Origin of the sequence: Sphaerotilus sp. (genome assembly GCF_013299175.1) — a bacterium.
Classification (GTDB): Bacteria; Pseudomonadota; Gammaproteobacteria; order Burkholderiales; family Burkholderiaceae_C; genus Sphaerotilus.
The window spans coordinates 1-18,710 of sequence record NZ_JAAFKF010000018.1; the positions used below are offsets into that span (position 1 = coordinate 1).

The 18,710-nt window shown below is 67.0% G+C and carries 18 protein-coding genes and 2 tRNA genes; 18 read left to right on the forward strand and 2 right to left on the reverse strand.

Features of this window, described 5'->3' with window-relative positions; genetic code table 11:
* The 6 genes from QZW52_RS04990 to QZW52_RS05015 form a co-directional block, all read left to right on the forward strand.
* Positions 1–1,231 (forward strand): excinuclease ABC subunit UvrC (locus tag QZW52_RS04990; protein ID WP_293995941.1); only part of this gene is annotated, 1,231 nt, incomplete at its 5' end.
* Between the two features lie 78 nt (positions 1,232–1,309).
* A complete protein-coding gene (gene pgsA, locus QZW52_RS04995) occupies positions 1,310–1,876 on the forward strand; it encodes a CDP-diacylglycerol--glycerol-3-phosphate 3-phosphatidyltransferase (RefSeq protein WP_293995943.1) in 567 nt (188 codons plus the stop codon).
* A 63-nt stretch (positions 1,877–1,939) separates the two neighbouring features.
* On the forward strand, positions 1,940–2,212 hold the full coding sequence (locus QZW52_RS05000) for an HU family DNA-binding protein (RefSeq protein ID WP_293995945.1): 273 nt from the start codon (positions 1,940–1,942) through the stop codon (positions 2,210–2,212).
* Positions 2,213–2,245: 33 nt separating this feature from the next.
* Positions 2,246–2,321 (forward strand) — tRNA-Val (locus tag QZW52_RS05005).
* 121 nt (positions 2,322–2,442) lie between these two features.
* Positions 2,443–4,380, forward strand: coding sequence for a SurA N-terminal domain-containing protein (locus QZW52_RS05010; RefSeq protein ID WP_293995947.1), 1,938 nt, complete (start codon positions 2,443–2,445; stop codon positions 4,378–4,380).
* Positions 4,381–4,486: 106 nt separating this feature from the next.
* A tRNA-His gene (locus QZW52_RS05015) sits at positions 4,487–4,562 on the forward strand.
* Between the two features lie 71 nt (positions 4,563–4,633).
* Here the strand turns inward: QZW52_RS05015 and QZW52_RS05020 are convergent.
* On the reverse strand, positions 4,634–5,332 hold the full coding sequence (locus QZW52_RS05020; RefSeq protein ID WP_293995949.1) for a response regulator: 699 nt from the start codon (positions 5,330–5,332) through the stop codon (positions 4,634–4,636).
* Positions 5,333–5,476: 144 nt separating this feature from the next.
* Here QZW52_RS05020 and surE point away from each other — a divergent pair, with 144 nt between their 5' ends.
* From surE to rlmD, 4 genes are read left to right on the forward strand one after another with little or no spacing between them, the layout of a single operon-like run.
* Positions 5,477–6,235: a 5'/3'-nucleotidase SurE gene (gene surE, locus QZW52_RS05025; protein ID WP_293995951.1), complete on the forward strand. Its 759-nt coding sequence runs from the start codon at positions 5,477–5,479 to the stop codon at positions 6,233–6,235.
* 17 nt (positions 6,236–6,252) lie between these two features.
* Positions 6,253–7,119, forward strand: a complete 867-nt coding sequence (locus QZW52_RS05030; protein WP_293995953.1) for a protein-L-isoaspartate(D-aspartate) O-methyltransferase — start codon at positions 6,253–6,255, stop codon at positions 7,117–7,119.
* 58 nt (positions 7,120–7,177) lie between these two features.
* Positions 7,178–8,104: a peptidoglycan DD-metalloendopeptidase family protein gene (locus tag QZW52_RS05035; RefSeq protein ID WP_293995955.1), complete on the forward strand. Its 927-nt coding sequence runs from the start codon at positions 7,178–7,180 to the stop codon at positions 8,102–8,104.
* A gap of 17 nt (positions 8,105–8,121) precedes the next feature.
* Entirely contained in the window at positions 8,122–9,558 is a 1,437-nt protein-coding gene (gene rlmD / locus QZW52_RS05040) for a 23S rRNA (uracil(1939)-C(5))-methyltransferase RlmD (RefSeq protein WP_293995957.1), read from the forward strand.
* Here the strand turns inward: rlmD and ppsR are convergent.
* Positions 9,552–10,373, reverse strand: coding sequence for a posphoenolpyruvate synthetase regulatory kinase/phosphorylase PpsR (gene ppsR / locus QZW52_RS05045; protein WP_293995959.1), 822 nt, complete (start codon positions 10,371–10,373; stop codon positions 9,552–9,554). The genes rlmD and ppsR overlap by 7 nt on opposite strands.
* A 209-nt stretch (positions 10,374–10,582) precedes the next feature.
* Here ppsR and ppsA point away from each other — a divergent pair, with 209 nt between their 5' ends.
* The 8 genes from ppsA to dnaB all read left to right on the forward strand — a co-directional run bounded on the left by ppsA (position 10,583) and on the right by dnaB (position 18,669).
* Positions 10,583–12,985 (forward strand): phosphoenolpyruvate synthase, encoded by a 2,403-nt coding sequence (ppsA, locus tag QZW52_RS05050; protein WP_293995961.1) that lies wholly within the window; start codon positions 10,583–10,585, stop codon positions 12,983–12,985.
* A 161-nt stretch (positions 12,986–13,146) separates the two neighbouring features.
* A complete protein-coding gene (locus QZW52_RS05055; RefSeq protein WP_293995963.1) occupies positions 13,147–13,428 on the forward strand; it encodes a DUF4212 domain-containing protein in 282 nt (93 codons plus the stop codon).
* Positions 13,421–15,526: a sodium:solute symporter family protein gene (locus tag QZW52_RS05060; protein ID WP_293995966.1), complete on the forward strand. Its 2,106-nt coding sequence runs from the start codon at positions 13,421–13,423 to the stop codon at positions 15,524–15,526. The genes QZW52_RS05055 and QZW52_RS05060 overlap by 8 nt, the downstream gene beginning before the upstream one ends.
* Positions 15,527–15,644: 118 nt before the next feature.
* On the forward strand, positions 15,645–16,013 hold the full coding sequence (rpsF, locus tag QZW52_RS05065; protein ID WP_179635079.1) for a 30S ribosomal protein S6: 369 nt from the start codon (positions 15,645–15,647) through the stop codon (positions 16,011–16,013).
* A complete protein-coding gene (priB, locus tag QZW52_RS05070; RefSeq protein ID WP_293995969.1) occupies positions 16,013–16,351 on the forward strand; it encodes a primosomal replication protein N in 339 nt (112 codons plus the stop codon). Before rpsF ends, priB begins: the two co-directional genes overlap by 1 nt.
* Positions 16,352–16,360: 9 nt before the next feature.
* Positions 16,361–16,645 (forward strand): 30S ribosomal protein S18, encoded by a 285-nt coding sequence (gene rpsR, locus QZW52_RS05075; RefSeq protein ID WP_179635080.1) that lies wholly within the window; start codon positions 16,361–16,363, stop codon positions 16,643–16,645.
* Between the two features lie 10 nt (positions 16,646–16,655).
* Complete coding sequence (gene rplI / locus QZW52_RS05080) at positions 16,656–17,108, forward strand: 50S ribosomal protein L9 (RefSeq protein WP_293995973.1); 453 nt, start codon at positions 16,656–16,658, stop codon at positions 17,106–17,108.
* 142 nt (positions 17,109–17,250) lie between these two features.
* Positions 17,251–18,669, forward strand: a complete 1,419-nt coding sequence (gene dnaB / locus QZW52_RS05085; RefSeq protein WP_293995975.1) for a replicative DNA helicase — start codon at positions 17,251–17,253, stop codon at positions 18,667–18,669.
* Positions 18,670–18,710 lie beyond the last annotated feature (41 nt).

The following is an 18,710-nucleotide window of genomic DNA, read 5'->3' on the forward strand; positions in this document are numbered from 1 at the left end:
GATCGCCACGCTGTCCAAGGTGCTGCAGCAGCAGTCCGTGTTCACGCAGGAGGACCGCGACACGGACATCCTGGCGGTGAAGGTGCAGGGCGGGCGGGCCTGCGTGAACCTGGCGATGGTGCGCGGTGGGCGGCACCTGGGGGACCGGGCGTACTTTCCGGCGCATGTCGAGGACGCGGTGGCGGTGGACGTGGGCGACGAGGCGGACGATGCGGCGCTGGAAGCACCACAGGACACGGTGGCAGACGAGGCCCGCCCCGTCGAGGTCCGGGTGCTCGAAGCTTTCATCGCGCAGCACTACCTCGGTGCTGACTGCCCGCCCGTGCTGGTGACGAGCCACCCGGTGGCGCGCGAACTGATCGCCGCGCTGACCGACCACCGCGGCCACAAGGTCAGCGCCCAGCACCAGCCCCGCGACAACCGCCGCGCCTGGCTCGACATGGCGATCAAGGGCGCAGAGCTGGCGTTGGCGCGGCTCTTGTCCGAAGAGGGTTCGCAGCAGGCGCGCACGCGGGCGCTGGTCGAAGCCCTCGATCTGGCGCCGGAGGGCATCGACACCGGGCTGGACGGCCTGCGCATCGAGTGCTTCGACATCAGCCACACGGCGGGCGAGGCGACACAAGCGTCGTGCGTCGTGTTCGAGGGCCACAAGATGCAGCCCGGCCAGTACCGCCGCTACAACATCGCCGGCATCACCGGCGGCGACGACTACGCCGCGATGCGCCAGGTGCTCACGCGGCGCTACGCCAAGCTGGTGGACGCGGTGCAGCAGGGCACGGGGCGCTTGCCCGATCTGGTGCTGGTGGACGGCGGGCGCGGCCAGATCGGCGTGGCGCGCGAGGTGTTCACCACGCTGGGGCTGAACCTGTCGCTGCTGGTCGGCGTGGAAAAGGGCGAGGGCCGCAAGGTCGGGCTGGAAGAACTCGTCTTCGCCGACGGGCGGGAGAAGGTCTACCTCGGCCACGACTCGGCCGCGCTGATGCTGGTGGCGCAGATCCGCGACGAGGCACACCGTTTCGCCATCACCGGCATGCGGGCCAAGCGGGCCTCAGTTCGCACCGGGGGCAGCCGGCTGGAGGACATCGCCGGCGTCGGGCCGAAGAAGCGGGCGCGGCTGCTGCAGCGGTTTGGTGGCGTGCGGGGCGTGGCGGCGGCGTCGGTGGAGGATCTGGCGGGCGTGGAAGGCATTTCGGCGGAACTGGCCGAGGAGATCTACCGGGCCTTGCGCTGACCCTGCGTGGAGGGGTGCGGCCGTGTACCTGCGGGGACCGAACGCCCGGCGTTTCGTTACACCATGCACAATGCGCGCATGTTCTGGACCCTCCCCACGCTGCTGACCTGGGCGCGCATCGTCGCCATTCCACTGATCGTCGGCATCTACGAGTTGCCGATCGACATGCCGACGCGCAACCTGATGGCGACCGTGCTCTTCGTCGTGGTGGCGCTGACGGATTGGCTCGACGGCTGGCTGGCGCGAAAACTGAACCAGACCTCGTCGTTCGGCGCCTTCCTTGACCCGGTGGCGGACAAGTTCCTGGTCTGCGCGGCGCTGCTGATCCTGCTGCAGCTCGACCGGGTGAGCGCGATGGTGGCGCTGGTCATCATCGGCCGCGAGATCGCCATCTCGGCGCTGCGCGAGTGGATGGCCCAGATCGGCGCGTCCCGCAGCGTTGCCGTCCACATGATCGGCAAGCTCAAGACGACGGCGCAGATGGTGGCGATCCCCTTCCTGCTCTACGACGGGCGGCTGTTCGGCGTGATCCCGACGCGGCTGTGCGGCACGGTGCTGATCCTGATCGCGGCGGTGCTGACGATCTGGTCGATGGTGTACTACCTGCAGAAGGCGCTGCCCGAGATCCGTGCCAAGGCGCACTGAAGCCGGGTACCGGGCAGCTCTCCTAGAATCCGTTCCCTTCCCACCAGGCACCAGGGGTTCCGCGTGAACAAGACCGAACTGATCGAGCACATTGCGCTGCAGGCCGACATTTCCAAGGCCGCCGCTGCCCGTGCCGTGGACGCCATGATCTCCGGGGTGTCGCAGTCGCTGAAAAAAGGCGAGCCGGTGGCGCTGGTCGGTTTCGGCACCTTCGTCGTGTCCAGCCGTGCCGCCCGCGAAGGCCGCAACCCGCGCACCGGCGCCCCCGTCCACATCCGCGCAGCACGCATTCCCCGGTTTCGGCCCGGCAAGGTGTTGCTCGACGCGTTGAGCTGATACAGTTGCGGACTCGCCGGACGGACGGTACCCGGGTGCTTAGCTCAGTTGGTAGAGCGGCGCCCTTACAAGGCGTAGGTCGGGGGTTCGAGCCCCTCAGCACCCACCACACGGGTTCCTGTCATGTGTTCCGCCGCGACGGGTTGCGGTCATTTCTCTTCAAAGGCGAACCCCGGTTCGCCTTTGTCGTGTCTGGCGCTGTTGCTTGCAGTGCTCCCTAGGAAGCTCAGATGTTCGATTTTTTCCGTCGCCATACCCGCGTCCTGCAGTTCCTGCTGCTGCTGCTGATCGTGCCGTCCTTCGTGGTGTTCGGCATCCAGGGCTATGACAAGTTCTCGCAGGGCAAGGACGAGGTCGCCAAGGTCGATGGCCAGTCCATCACCCGCGGCGAGTGGGACCAGGCCCACCGCAACCAGATCGAGCGCCTGCGCGCCCAGATGCCCAACGTCGATGTCAAGCTGCTCGACACGCCGGACGTGCGCAAGCGCGTGCTCGACGACCTGATCCGCCAGCGCGTGCTGTTCGCCGCGTCGCGTGACCTGCACCTCGTGCCCACCGACGAGCGCCTGAAGCGCCTGTTCGAGACCGATCCGCAGTTCGCCAACCTGCGCAATCCGGATGGCACGGTGCGCAAGGAACTGCTGGCTGCCCAGGGCATGAATTCGCAGCAGTTCGCCTCCCGCCTCAGCCAGGACATGGCGCTGAACCAGGTGCTGCTGGGCGTGGGGGGGACGGCGGTGGTGCCGAACGCCGTGGCCCGCAGCGCGGTGGACGCGTTCTACCAGCGCCGCGACGTGCGCGTGCAGACCTTCGCCGCCAAGGACCATCTGGCCAAGGTACAGGCCAGCGACGCCGATCTGCAGGCGTACTACGACGATCCGAAGCACGCTGCGCGCCTGCAGTCGCCCGAGTCGGCGAGCTTCGAGTACGTGGTGCTTGACCTGCCGACGATCGCCCGCGGCATCAGCGTGCCCGAGGACGACCTGCGCAAGTACTACACCGAGAACGCTGCCCGCTACGAGCAGCCGCAGGAACGCCGCGCCCGCCACATCCTGATCAAGGTGGATGCCGGTGCGCCTGCCGAGGCGAAAGCCAAGGCCAAGGCCCGCGCCGAGGCGCTGCTGGCCGAAGTGCGCAAGAACCCGGCCGGTTTCGCCGATCTGGCCAAGGCCAATTCCGAAGACTCCGGCTCGGCCAAGCAGGGCGGGGATCTGGACTGGTTCGGCCGCGGTGCCATGGTCAAGGTGTTCGAGGACACGGCCTTCGCGCTGAAGAAGGGCGAGGTCAGCGGTGTCGTCGAGAGCGATTTCGGCTTCCACATCCTCAAGCTCGATGACCTCCGGGGTGGCGACAAGCGCAGTTTCGAGTCGGTCAAGACCGAGATCGAAGCGGAAGTGCGCAAATCGCTGGCGCAAAAACGCTATGCCGAAGTGGCGGAGCAGTTCTCGAATCTGGTCGAGCAGGAAGACACGCTGCAGCCGGTGGCGGACAAGCTCAAGCTGACAGTGCAGCGCGCCGAGCGGTTCACGCGCGGATTCAAGGCCGAGCCGGGCAGCGCGCTGGCCAATCCGAAGGTGGCTGAAGCTGCGTTCCTGGCCGACAACCTGCGCAGCAAGCGCAACACGCTGGCGGTGGAGATCGGCGCCAACCAGTTGCTGTCGCTGCGTGTCACCGAGCACCAGCCGGCGCGCAAGCAGGCGCTGGCCGAGGTGCGCGAGCAGGTGAAGGCGGGCGTGCTGCAGGCCAAGGCGGCGCAGGCGGCACGGGACGAAGGCGCGGCCAAGCTGGCGCTGTGGAAGACGCAGCCAGCGGCGGCCGGTGCGCTGCCCGCGGCGGTCACGCTGTCGCGCGTCAAGACGCAGAATCTGCCGCGTGCGGTGGTCGAGGCGGTGCTGAAAGCGAAGGCGGATGCGCTGCCGGCCTGGGTCGGTGTCGATCTGGGTGACGAAGGCTACGCGGTGGTGGTCATCGAGAAGGTGCTGCCGGCCGATCTGGCCGAGGCGGGTTCGCTCGACAAGGCGCGCGAGCAGGTCGCGCAACTGTGGGCGCAGGCCGAGAGCGAGGCGTATTACACCGCGCTGCGCACGCGCTACAAGGCCGTGGTCCTCGACAGCGCGAAGGCCAAGGCGACCGAGGAGTCGGCCGCCGCGTCGTCCTCAGCGAAGTGATGGTGGTGGTAGTGGTAGGTCAGTGGTGGGTCAGAAGGGGCAGAAAATAAATACGCCAAAAACTGGCATGCCCAGAATGTTCTGATCTACAATAGCAATCTCTGCGGTGGCTGTAGCTCAGTTGGTAGAGTCCCAGATTGTGATTCTGGTTGTCGTGGGTTCGAACCCCATCAGTCACCCCACTTGATGCAGAAAAAAGCCAGCTCCTCACCGGGCTGGCTTTTTTCATGGGCGAAAGGCAGGGTGTAACGGATCAGGTGTCCGTCTGGCGCCCGACCTGCAGACCCTCCTCCGGCGTGCTGGCCAGGGCGATCTTGCGGTAGACCACGCGGATGTGGTCGTTCACTGCCTGCCACTTGATGCCCATGTGGCGCGCGATTTCCTTGATCGTGTAGCCCTTGCTGAGGTAGGTCAGCACCTCGTTCTCGCGCGCATTCAGGCTGTCCGACAGCGTGCCTTCGAGCGCACCTGGTCCCGTCTCCAATGGGGAGAACCGGCTGTCGTGCTGGCGGAAATGCCCCAGCAGGCGACGCGCCATCGCGGGCGACAACGGCGGCTGGCCCCGCACGATGCGCTGCAGCTCCTCCACCAGCACCTCGAACCGGTCTTCCTTGAGCAGATAGCCATTCGCGCCGCAGAGCAGGGCGGGGAAGAGGTGCTCGTCGTCCGAGTGCAGCGTGGTGGCGATCTTGATGGCCGGGTAGTCGCTGAGTTGTGCCAGCAGCTCCAGCCCGGCGCTGTCGGGTTGTTCCAGATCACACAGGATGAGGCGGAAGCTGTCCGCGTCGGCGCGTGCGCGCTCGCCTGCGCCGATGCCGAGCAGCGCGCGCGCCGACTCCAGATCGCTGGCTTCGCTGAAGCGGATCTCGTCGCTGAAACTCTCCCGCACGACACGGGTCAGGAAACTGCGGGCGACGGCGTTGTCTTCAACGATCAGCGCACGGATGGACATGGATGGGATCCTTGACGGGGGATTTGGTGCCCGATTATCAGGGCTGTGCGCCGTGTCCGTTGCCCTTGGTACCAGGGGCCGGGCCGCGAAAGAAGGTGGTCGGTGGGCACGCGCCTGCGGGGCACACTGCCTACAATCGACCCGATGCACATACTCGTAGCCAATGATGATGGGTACCTTGCACCGGGTCTGCTGGCCCTGGCCCAGGTGTGCCGCGAATTCGCCGATGTCGATGTCGTCGCCCCCGAACAGAACGCCAGTGGCACCTCCAACGCCCTGTCGCTGCACCGCCCCCTGTCGGTGTGGACGGCATCCGACGGCGTGCGGGTGGTCAACGGCACGCCCTCGGATTGCGTCCATGTGGCGCTCACCGGCCTGCTGGACCGCCGTCCGGACCTGATCGTGTCGGGCATCAACAACGGCGCCAACCTGGGCGACGACACGCTCTACTCCGGCACCGTGGCCGCCGCCACCGAGGGCTATCTGTTCGGCGTCCCGGCGATCGCGTTCTCGCTGGTCGAGCACGGCTGGCAGCACCTGGACGCTGCCGCGGCCGCCGTGCGGCGCTTGCTGGCGGAGGTGCTGCTGCGGCCTCCGGCGGCGGCACCCTGGCTGCTGAATGTCAACATCCCGAGCCGGGCCGACGCCGCGACCTTGCCGGTGCAGGTCACGCGCCTCGGCCGGCGCCACGCCAGCGAGCCAGTGGTGCGCCAGCTCAGCCCGCGTGGCGATCCGCTCTACTGGATTGGCGCACAAGGCGATGTGCGCGAAGCGGGTGTCGGCACCGATTTCCATGCCACCGCCCATGGCCACATCTCGATCACGCCGCTGCAGATTGACCTGACCGACCACGCTGCGGCCCCACAGTGGGCGCGCTGGGTCGCATCTGCTGCGGGCGGTTGAGACCGGCGCGCGTCGCCATGTCCGATTCGGCCACGCGCAAACCCCGCTCGGGCCACTCCCGGCACTGGCCCCTCAGCCTGGACCGGATGGAGCGCCCGACCAAGGCTGCGGGCATGCGCGCCATGACCACCGCCGATGCGCAAACCCTGCGCCCGCAGCGGCCCCTGTCCGACGCGCTGCGCGAGGCCAACCGGGTGCGCTCGGCCCCGGCCAACCACAGCGATCTGCAGGCATTCCGGCAGAACATGGTGCTGCGGCTGCGCCAGGCAGGGTGCCGAGACGAGGGGGTGCTGGCGGCCATGAACGCGGTTCCCCGGCATCTGTTCGTGGACAGCGCACTGGCCACCCAAGCTTACGAGGACACCAGCCTGCCCATCGGCCTCGGCCAGACCATCTCCAAGCCGTCGGTCGTGGCGCGCATGATCGAGCTGCTGCGCCAGCGGCCCGGTGGTCTGGCGCTGGAGCGCGTGCTGGAGATCGGCACCGGCTGCGGCTACCAGGCGGCGGTGCTGGCGCATGTGGCGGGCCGCACCATCAGCATCGAGCGTCTGCGCGGACTCCACGACCGGGCACAGCGCCAGCTCGCCCCCCTGCAACTGCCCGGCATCACGCTGGTCTACGGCGACGGGCGGCTGGGTCACGCGCCCGCTGCCCCCTATGACGGCATCATCGCTGCTGCGGGTGGCCGAGACCTGCCCGGTGCCTGGCTGGAACAGCTTGCCCGTGGCGGTCGGCTGGTGGCGCCGGTGCAGGATCCGGCCCTCGGCACGCAAGTGCTGATGGTCATCGACAAGCTCGCCGATGGCAGCATCGTGCAACGCATCCATGAAGCGGTACGGTTCGTCCCTTTAGAATCCGGCACTAGCGATTTCGGACTTTCCTGAGGTGATGCCCACCACCCCGTCCGACCCCACCTGAGGCTGCGGGCCTTCCCGATACTCCATGACGACTCCCCCCTACCAGGCACCTGGCTTCAGGCTGCTCCTCAGTGCCGTGCTGGCGATCACGCTGACCGGCTGTGCGTCCCATCTGCGCCCCCCGGCGCCGGTCGATAACCGTGCGGGCGCGACCCGCCCAGCGGTGACGACCGAACAACCCGAGCGCGTGCTGCCCGGTGCCGAGAACGCCGGCAAACCGGGCTACTACACGGTCAAGGCCGGTGACACGCTGATCCGTGTCGGTCTGGAATCCGGTCAGAACTGGCGCGACATCCAGCGCTGGAACCAGTTGGACAACCCCGACCTGATCGAAGTGGGTCAGGTGCTGCGCGTGGTGCCACCCGGCCAGGATGCGACCCAGGTGGCGACCCGCCCGGTCGTGACCCCGCGCATCGAGCCACGGCCCATCGACACCAAGCCGGCGCCTGCCGCCACGGCAACGCCACCGGCTTCCGCGACCGGTGCGGCTTCTGCCGCAGGCAGTGCCGCCGCCGCATCGGCCCCGGCCCCCACGCCCGCGCCGGCTGCTGCCACCACCCCCGCACCGGCCCGCGAAGGCGACGACAACGTCAACTGGATGTGGCCCGCACAAGGCAGCGTGATCGGCTCCTTCGAGGACACCCGCAACAAGGGCGTGGCCATCGGCGGCAAGCTGGGCGACCCGGTCTACGCTGCGGCCGACGGACGCGTGGTCTACGCCGGCTCCGGCCTGCGCGGCTACGGCAATCTGGTCATCATCAAGCACAACGAAACCCTGTTGACGGCCTATGCCCACAACCAGGCGTTGCTGGTGCGCGAGGACCAGGTCGTGCGCCGTGGCCAGAAGATCGCCGAAATGGGATCGAGCGACACCGACCGCGTGAAGCTGCATTTCGAGGTGCGCCGCCGTGGCAAGCCGATCGATCCGACCAAGGTGCTGCCGGCCCGCTGAGACGCTCCCGAGACTCCATGACCGATATCAACGAATGGCTGACGGTTGACGCACTCGACCTCGACGCCCAGGGCGTGGCCCGCAATGCCGAGGGCAAGGTCGTCTTCATCGACGGCGCGCTGCCCGGCGAGAAGGTGCGGGTCCAGACCGGCCGCCGCAAGAACAACTGGGAACAGGCCGCGCTGGTCGAGATCCGCCGCGAGAGTGCGCAGCGTGTCACGCCCGGTTGCCCCAACTTCGGCCTGCACGCCGGTGCCTGTGGTGGCTGCAAGATGCAGCATTTCCACCCGGCGGCACAGGTCGCCGTCAAGCAACGCACGCTGGAGGACAACCTCTGGCACCTCGCCAAGGTCCATCCCGAGCGCGTGATGCGGCCGATCGAGGGGCCGACCTGGGGCTACCGCTACCGGGCGCGGCTGTCGGTGCGGCATGTGGTCAAGAAGGGTGCCGTGCTGATCGGCTTCCACGAACGCAAGTCGCGCTACGTGGCCGACATGACCGAATGCCGCGTGCTGCCGCCGCACATCAGCGCGATGCTGGTGCCGCTGCGGGCGATGGTCCTGTCGATGGACGCCCGCGAGCGGCTGCCGCAGATCGAGCTGGCGCTCGGCGAATCCCCGGACGGGCTGGTCAACGCCATGGTGCTGCGCCACATGGATCCGCTGAGCGCGGGCGATGTGCAGAAGCTGCGCGACTTCGCGGCCGTGCATGCGGTCCAGTGGTGGCTGCAGCCGAAGGGGCCGGACACGGTCCACCTGCTGGAGACGGGCGAGGCGGCCGGTCCGGTGCTGGCCTACACGCTGCCGGAGTTCGGCGTGGCGATGCCGTTCAAGCCGACCGATTTCACGCAGGTGAACCACCACATCAACCGCGTGCTGGTGGCGCAGGCGCTGAAGCTGCTGGAAGCGCGGGCGGACGAGCGCGTGATCGACTGGTTCTGCGGCCTGGGCAACTTCACGCTGCCGATCGCCACGCAGGCCCGCGAGGTGCTGGGCATCGAGGGCAGCGAGACCCTGGTGCAACGCTCACGCGAGAACGCGGCCCTCAACGGGCTGGCTGCCAAGACGAGCTTCGAGACGCGCAACCTGTTCGAGATGGCCGCGGCCGATCTGGCGGCGCATGGTTCGGCGACGCGCTGGCTGGTCGATCCGCCGCGCGAGGGTGCCTTCGCACTGGTCAAGGCGCTGGCCGAAGTGCGCCAGACGCCGATCGAGGGCTACACGCCGCCGCAGCGCATCGTCTACGTGAGCTGCAGCCCGGCCACGCTGGCGCGGGATGCGGGGCTGCTGGTCCACCAGGCGGGGTACCGCTGCGTCGCGGCGGGCGTGGTCAACATGTTCCCGCACACGGCGCATGTCGAGTCGATCGCGGTGTTCGAGCGGGTCGATGGCTGGACGCTGCCGGTGGTGGTGACGCCAGCGGTGCCTGTGGCCGAGGACGCGTCCGCTCAGTAGATCAGCCGATCCGGCCGGATATCCCGCAGGATCGTCGTCGCGATTTCCTCGATCGACTTGTGCGTCGAGGACAGCCACGCGATCCCCTCGCGCTTCATGATCCGCTCGGCCTCGTTGATCTCGGCGCGGCAGTTCTCCAGCGCGGCGTACTTGCTGCCCGGCCGGCGCTCGTTGCGGATCTGGCTCAGGCGATCCGCGTCGATGGTCAGGCCGAAGCACTTGCGCTTGTGCGGCTTGAGCATCGAGGGCAGGCTGTCGCGCTCGAAGTCCTCGGGGATCAGCGGACAGTTGGCGGCCTTGATGCCGTGCTGCATCGCCAGGTAGAGCGAGGTCGGCGTCTTCCCGCAGCGGCTCACGCCCACCAGGATCACGTCCGCCTCGGCCAGGTTGCGTGCCGACTGGCCATCGTCGTGCGCCAGCGAGAAGTTGATCGCCTCGATGCGGTCGTGGTACTCCTGGCTCTTGGCCACGTCCGAGAAGCGCCCGATGCGGTGGTTGCTCTTGACGCCGAGTTCGACCTCGATCGGTTCTACAAACGTGCGGAACATGTCCAGCACCAGCGCGTTGCACTGTGCGCTCACCATGTCGCGCACGTCCTCCTTGGCCAGCGTGATGAAGACGATCGGGCGCTGACCTTCCTGGAGCGCGAGCTGGTTGATCTCCTGGACGACGTGCTCGGCTTTTTCCTGGGTGTCGATGAAGGGCCGGCGGATCTGGCGGTGTCCGGCGGGGAATTGGGCCATGATGGACTTGCCGAAGGTTTCCGCGGTGATGCCGGTGCCATCGGAGACGAAGAAGACGGTGCGATTGGACATGGAGGAAGGTGCGTTCAAGATGCGCAGGAAATGGGTACAAGCTGGGTACATCATAGGCCGGCCTGCCCCTAGAATGGCACCCAATCGCTTCTCGCCATGCCACGCCCGATCCCCCTCTCGCACCAACAACCACCACAAAGCGGGTGGGGGATGACGGCTGGCGTTCGCCGCAGGGAAGCCCCGGATTTTTTACATCACGGAGCTTTGTCATGTCTTTCACCTCTCTGGCGACCCCCCTGGTAGTTCCCTTCGAGCACCTGCGCATGACCGATGTCGAATCGGTCGGCGGCAAGAACGCTTCCCTGGGCGAAATGATCAGCCAGCTCGCTGCCTCCGGCGTCCGGGTGCCTGGCGGTTTCGCGACCACCGCCCAAGCCTTCCGCGAGTTCCTCACCGCCAGCCACCTGACCGAGAAGATCAACGCCCGCCTCGACGCACTCAACACCGACGATGTGCGGGCGCTGGCCGAGGCGGGTGCCGAGATCCGTGGCTGGGTCGAGGCTGCGCCGTTCCCGGCCGAGTTCGAGGCGCAGATCCGCGCCGAGTTCATCAAGCTCACCGAGGGCAATCCCGGCGCGTCGTTCGCCGTGCGCTCGTCCGCCACCGCGGAAGACCTGCCGGACGCCTCGTTCGCCGGCCAGCAGGAGTCTTTCCTCAACGTCGTGGGCATTGACAGCGTGCTGCACAAGATCCGCGAGGTGTTCGCGTCGCTCTACAACGACCGCGCCATCTCCTACCGCGTCCACAAGGGCTTCGCGCACGCCGATGTCGCGCTGTCGGCCGGCATCCAGCGCATGGTGCGCTCGGACCTGGGTGCAGCGGGCGTGATGTTCACGATGGACACCGAGTCCGGTTTCAAGGACGTGGTCTTCATCACCTCCAGCTACGGCCTGGGCGAGACGGTGGTGCAGGGTGCCGTGAACCCGGACGAGTTCTACGTCCACAAGCCGACGCTGCGCAACGGCAAGGCCGCCGTGATCCGCCGCAACCTTGGCTCCAAGCTGATCCGCATGGAGTTCGCGACGCCGGAAGAGAAGGCCGCCACCGGCAAGCTGGTGCGCACCGTGGACACGCCGCCGGAGATGCGCAACCGCTATTCGCTCAACGACGCCGACGTGACCGAACTGGCCCGCTACGCACTGATCATCGAGCAGCACTACCAGCGGCCGATGGACATCGAGTGGGGCAAGGACGGCAGCGACGGGCTGATCTACATCCTGCAGGCGCGTCCCGAGACCGTGAAGAGCCAGATGGGCGGCAAGGTCGAGCACCGCTACAAGCTCAAGAACAGCACCGACCGCACCATCGTCGCCGAAGGCCGTGCCATCGGCCAGAAGATCGGCACCGGCCCCGTGCGGCTGGTCCACTCGATCGCCGAGATGGAGCGTGTCCAGCCCGGCGACGTGCTGGTCACGGACATGACCGATCCGAACTGGGAGCCGGTGATGAAGCGCGCCGCCGCCATCGTCACCAACCGCGGCGGGCGCACCTGCCACGCGGCGATCATTGCGCGTGAACTGGGCATCCCGGCGGTGGTCGGCTGCGGCGATGCGACCGAGTACCTGAAGGATGGCCAGCTCGTCACGGTGGCCTGCTCGGAAGGCGACACCGGCTACATCTACGACGGCCTGCTCGACATGGAGGTCAGCGAGGTGCAGCGCGGCGAGCTGCCGTACTCGCCGGTCAAGATCATGATGAACGTGGGCAACCCGCAGCTCGCGTTCGATTTCTGCCAGATGCCGAACTCGGGTGTCGGTCTGGCCCGCCTCGAATTCATCATCAACAACAACATCGGCGTCCACCCGAAGGCGATCCTCGACTACCCGAACATCGACTCCGACCTGAAGAAGGCGGTCGAGTCGGTGGCGCGCGGCCACGCCAGCCCGCGGGCGTTCTACGTGGACAAGCTGGTCGAGGGCATCTCCACCATCGCCGCGGCCTTCTGGCCCAAGCCGGTGATCGTGCGCCTGTCGGACTTCAAGTCGAACGAGTACCGCAAGCTGATCGGCGGCAGCCGCTACGAGCCGGAGGAAGAGAACCCGATGCTGGGCTTCCGCGGCGCGGCGCGCTACGTCAGCGCCGAGTTCGGCGAGGCGTTCGCGATGGAGTGCGAGGCGATGCGCCGGGTGCGCCACGACATGGGGCTGACCAACGTCGAGATCATGGTGCCCTTCGTGCGGACGCTCAAGCAGGCCGAGCGGGTCGTCGGCATGCTGGCGGACCAGGGTCTCAAGCGTGGCCAGAACGGGCTGCGGCTGATCATGATGTGCGAGATCCCGAGCAATGCCATCCTCGCCGAGCAGTACCTGGCGTTCTTCGATGGCATGTCCATCGGCTCGAACGACCTGACCCAGTTGACGCTGGGGCTGGACCGTGATTCCGGGCTGGAGATCCTGGCCGCCGATTTCGACGAACGCGATCCGGCGGTCAAGGCGCTGATCTCCCGCACGATCGCCGCCTGCCGGGCGCACGGCAAGTACATCGGCATCTGCGGCCAAGGCCCCAGCGACCACCCCGACTTTGCCGACTGGCTGGCGCAGGAGGGCATCGTGTCGATCTCGCTGAACCCGGACTCGGTCGTCGAGACGTGGCAACGTCTCGCCAAACGCTGACCGGATCCACCACGCGCGGCGCATCGGCCGCCGTTTCCTCCCCTGCAGCCCACCCATTCCGGTGGGCTGCTGCTTTGCATGGTTCACCTTGGTGTCAATCCCGTGGCGCAGTGGGCAGCGGCTGCGCACAATTCCCGCCAACGCACGCCCAAGGTGACTGCATGGACCAGAAGACCCCCGACCTTCCCCCCGAGACCCGCTACTGGCGCCGCGTGTGCCTGTGGACCTTGCTGGGGTTGGTGCTGTGGTTTGCAGTCACGTTCGGGGTGTCGTGGTGGGCCCACGCGCTGGATGTCTGGCATGTCGGGCGGATGCCGGCGGGCTACTGGTGGGCGACACAAGGGGCGATCGGGGTGTACCTGCTGATCATCGTGGTCCATGGCTGGGGCATGGACCGGCTGGAGCGCAGGGTGCTGACCGAGGCCGACGAGCGCCATGGCTGATCCGGTGCTCGGGGCTTCCGAGGAGACGCGGGCCTTCACGCGGGTGCTGGGGCGGCGCTATGGTTACTACACGCTCGGCGTGCTGGCCTTCATCCTGGGGCTGGGGGCGATGGAGCGCCTGGGCTGGCCGCGGGGCTGGATCGGCGGCACCTTCCTGATCGCGACCGTGGCGGTGTACGCGGCCATCGGGCTGATGTCGCGCACGACCGACGAAGCCGAGTACTACGTCGCCGGCCGGCGCGTGCCTGCCATCTTCAACGGCATGGCCACCGCCGCGGACTGGATGTCGGCCGCGTCCTTCATCGGCACGGCGGGCGTGCTCTACCTGCAGGGCTTCGCCGGGCTGGCCTACATCCTCGGCTGGACGGGCGGCTACTGTCTGGTGGCGCTGCTGCTGGCCCCCTACCTGCGCCGACTGGGGTGCTTCACGATCCCCGAGTTCCTGGGCGCACGCTACGGCGGCGAGTGGCCGCGGCTGGTCGGCGTGGTGGCGGTGACGCTGGTGTCGTTCGTCTACGTGGTCGTGCAGATCTACGGCGTCGGGCTGATCACCTCGCACCTCACCGGCTTCAGCTTCGAGATCGGGATCTTCGTCGGGCTGGGCGGGGTGCTGGTGTGCTCGTTCCTGGGCGGGATGCGGGCCGTGACCTGGACGCAGGTGGCGCAGTACATCATCCTGATCCTGGCCTACCTGACGCCGGTGGTGTGGCTGTCGCTGAACCAGACCGGCAATGTGTTCCCGCTGTTCTCGTATGGACAGCAACTGGAGCATGTCACGCAGCGCGAGGAGGAACTCAAGCGCGACCCTGCGGAACTCACCGTGATCCGCCAGTTGCAGGTGCGCGCCGACGACGCCTTGCGCAAGCTCGACGACGTGCGCCAGGCCATGGTCGATGATGCCGAGACACTGGCAGCACAGGTGCGGGCCCTGCAGACGGCGGACACCTCCCCGGCGCGGGTGCAGCAGGCCGAGCGCCGCCTGCTGAGCCGCCCGCAGACCGAAGACGTGGCCCGCACCGCCTACCAGCAGGAATACGACGATGCCCGCCAGCGTGCGCTGCCGCTGGGAGGGATGCCGCCGCAGGCGCAGCCGATCGCGGCGGGCAATCCGCTCGGGGATGCCTCGGCGCGCGAGGCCTACGAGGTCGGCCGCCGCAACTTTCTGGCGCTGGTGCTGTGCCTGATGCTGGGCACGGCCGCGATGCCGCACGTGCTGACGCGTTACTACACGACGCCCTCGGTCAGCGAGGCGCGGCGCTCGGTGGCGTGGTCGCTGTTCTTCATCGCGCTGCTCTATCTGGCGGCGCCGGCGCTGGCGGTGATGGTCAAGTACGAGGTCTTCACCAACCTTGTCGGTACACCCTTCGATCAGTTGCCGGGCTGGATCCGGCGCTGGTCCAAGCTGGATCCGACGCTGGTGTCGGTCGAGGACATCAACGGCGATGGCCTGCTGCAACTGGCCGAGCTGCACCTGGGCGGTGACGTGATCGTGCTGGCGGCGCCGGAGATCGGCGGGCTGCCGCTGGTGGTGACGTACCTGGTGGCGGCGGGCGGGCTGGCGGCGGCGTTGTCCACGGCGGACGGGCTGCTGCTGACCATCTCGAACGCGCTGTCGCACGACCTGTATTTCCGCCTCATCAACCCGCGGGCGCCGGCCATGCGGCGCGTGATGCTGTCCAAGTTCCTGGTGCTGGTGGTGGCGCTGCTGGCGGCGTTCATCGCCTCGATGCGCTTCGCCGACATCCTGCAGTTCGTCTCTGCGGCGTTCTCGCTCGCGGCGGCGACGTTCTTTCCTGCGCTGGTGATGGGAATCTTCTGGCGGCGCGCCAACCGGACGGGCGCGGTGCTGGGCATGCTGTCCGGGCTGGGCGTGTGCAGCTACTACATGGTGACCAACCATGAGCTGCTGCGCCGGCTGTTCGGCGTCACCCGGCCGCTGCACGACTGCGCGTGGTGGGGCATCGAGCCGGTGGCGGCGGGGGTGTTCGGGGCGCCGGCCGGGGCGCTGGTGCTGGTGATCGCGAGCCTGCTGACCCGCCCGCCCGGCCCCGCCGAACAGGCCGTCGTCGATCGGCTGCGCACGCCGACGTGGTCCTAGCGCGTCCGGTGGCCGGTCCGCATCGGAATCGGGCTATAATCGTGGGCTTTTCTCTTGCTGCACCCGTTTCTTGACGCGACGGGGCAGCTTCCGCAACCGGAACCCATGAGGAGTCTCCATGCGTCACTATGAAATCGTGCTGCTGGTCCATCCGGACCAGAGCGAACAAGTTCCAGCCATGCTGGAGCGTTACAAGGCTCTGGTGGCCGCGTCCGGTGGTCAGATCCACCGCGTCGAAGACTGGGGTCGCTTCCAGTTGGCTTACCTGATCAACAAGCTGGCCAAGGCGCATTACCTGTGCCTGAACATCGAATGCAGCAAGGAAACCCTGGCTGAAATCGAAACCGGCTTCCGCTTCAACGACGCAGTCCTGCGCCACCTGACGGTTCGTCGCGACAAGGCCGAAACCGGCCCTTCGTCGATGATGAAGCGCGTGGAAAAGGAAGAAGCGCGCAAGTCGTCGTCCCAGCAGGAAACGAGCAACTGATGTCGGCAGACGCCTGCCACGCTCCGGTGGTCAACCAGGTGCTGCTCGCAGCCCAGGTCATCGAGCGTGCGGCCATGCGCTATACCCCGGCAGGTCTGCCGGCGCTGGATGTGCGGCTGGCTCACGCCTCGCAGATCGAGCACGCCGGACACCCCAGGCAGGTCAGCGTGGAAATCCACGCGACTGCTCTTGGGGACACTGCCCGCCAGCTCGAAAGACTGGCGATCGGCGAATCCGCAGTGTTCAGCGGATTCCTGGGCAAGCAGCGCAGCGGTCGAGGCGTCATGTTTCACATCAGTCAGCTCGACACCAGTCCCAACGTTCCAGCATTGACTTAGGAGGTTGTCATGCCCCCGCCACGTGGTAAGTTTTCCAAGGACCGCAAGGTCAAGCGCAACCAGCAATCCCTGCTGTTCAAGCGCAAGCGTTTCTGCCGCTTCACCGTCGCCGGTGTCGAATCGATCGATTACAAGGATCTCGACATCCTGCGTGATTTCGTCGGCGAAAACGGCAAGATCACCCCGGCCCGCCTGACCGGCACCCGTGCGATCTACCAGCGTCAGCTGACCACCGCGATCAAGCGTGCGCGCTTCCTCGCGATGCTGCCGTACAGCGACCAGCACAAGGTCTGAGGAGTCCGGTATGCAAGTGATCCTGCTCGAAAAAGTGGCCAACCTCGGCACCCTGGGTGACGTGGTCAAGGTCAAGGACGGCTACGCCCGCAATTTCCTGATCCCCAAGGGTGCTGCACGCCGTGCCACCGAAAAGGCCCTCAAGGAATTCGAAGTCCGCCGTGCCGAACTCGAAAAAGTGCTGACCGACAAGCTGGCTGCCGCACAGGCCGAAGGCGAAAAGCTGGCTGGCAAGACCGTCACCATCGCCCAGAAGGCTGGTGTCGATGGTCGCCTGTTCGGATCCGTCACCAACGCCGACGTGGCCGAAGCCCTCAAGGCGGCTGGTTTCACCGTGGCCAAGGCCCAGGTCCGCATGCCCAATGGCCCGTTGAAGGTTGTTGGCGCACAGACCGTGGCCGTTGCACTGCACCATGACGTCGTGGTCGATGTGACCATCGCTGTCGTCGGCGCCACGGACTGATTTCCCAGTCCCAGCGTCTGCGCCGTGCTCGCCACGGCGCTCCCCAAGGCCGGCTCATGCCGGCTTTTTTCATGCTCCCCTGGCGCGCAGGTCTCTGGCTTGTCCGCTGTCCACCGCCCACCTGCCGACCTATCATCGAACGATGTCTTCCTTGTCATCCGGATCCATGATGCCGTCCTCCCGTGGCGGTGACGACGAGGTGGCGCGCCTGCGCGTCCCTCCCCATTCGGTCGAAGCCGAGCAAAGCGTGCTGGGCGGTCTGCTGCTCGACAACAGCGCCTCCGACCGCGCTGGCGACCTGCTCACCGACAACGATTTCTACCGCTACGAACACAAGCTGATCTACGCGGCCATCATGGCCCTCATCAGCGGCAACAAGCCCGCCGACGTGATCACGGTGTTCGAGCACCTGCAAAGTCTGGGCAAGTCCGACGATGTGGGCGGCCTGGGCTACCTGAACGCCCTGGCCAACAGCGTGCCCGGTGCGGCCAACCTGCGCCGCTACGCCGAGATCGTCCGCGAGCGGGCCATCCTGCGCAAGCTGGTCGAGACCAGCGACGAGATCGCCACCAAGGCGCTGAACCCGCAGGGCACGCCCGTGTCGATCATCCTCGACGAGGCCGAGAGCAAGATCTTCAAGATCGGCGAGGAAGGCTCGCGCAACAAGCAAGGCTTCCATTCGCTCGACAACCTGGTCGTCTCGCTGATCGACCGCGTGCAGGAACTGGCCGACAGTGGGGCTGGCGAAGTGACGGGCGTGCCCAGCGGTTTCATCGACCTCGACCGCATGACGGCGGGGTTCCAGGGCGGGGATCTGATCATCCTGGCGGCGCGGCCCTCGATGGGGAAGACCGCATTTGCGCTCAACATCGCCGAACACGTCGCCGTCAAGGAGCGCAAGCCCGTCGTCGTGTTCTCGATGGAAATGGGTGCGTCGCAACTGGCGCTGCGGATGGTCGGCTCGCTGGGCCGCATCGACCAGCAGCACCTGCGCACCGGCGCGCTGAATGACGACGAGTGGGGACGGCTGTCCGAGGTGCTGGACCTGTTGCACGGCGTTCACCTGTTCATCGACGAAACGCCTGCGCTGACGCCGGGTGAAGTCCGTGCCCGTGCCCGCCGGCAGGCGCGCCAGTTCGGGCAGCTCGGGCTGATCGTGGTGGACTACCTGCAGCTCATGAGCGGCTCCGGCTCCAGCAGCGGCGAGAACCGGGCAACCGAGATCAGCGAGATTTCACGCGGTCTGAAGGCGCTGGCGAAGGAGTTGCAGTGCCCCGTGATCGCGCTGTCGCAGCTCAACCGGTCGGTGGAAACACGGACCGACAAGCGGCCGATGATGAGCGATCTTCGCGAATCTGGTGCTATTGAGCAGGATGCAGACGTAATTATGTTCATCTACCGAGATGATTACTACAACAAGGAGTCCAAAGAACCGGGTGTCGCCGAGATCGTCATCGGCAAGCAGCGAAACGGCCCGGTCGGCACGGTGAAGCTCGCCTTCATGAAACCGCTGACCAAGTTCGAGAATCTGGCGCCGGGCAGCTACGGCGGTGAGTACTAAACCAGCGCACGTTGGCAGGGACCGGCGCGGCAAAGGTAAAG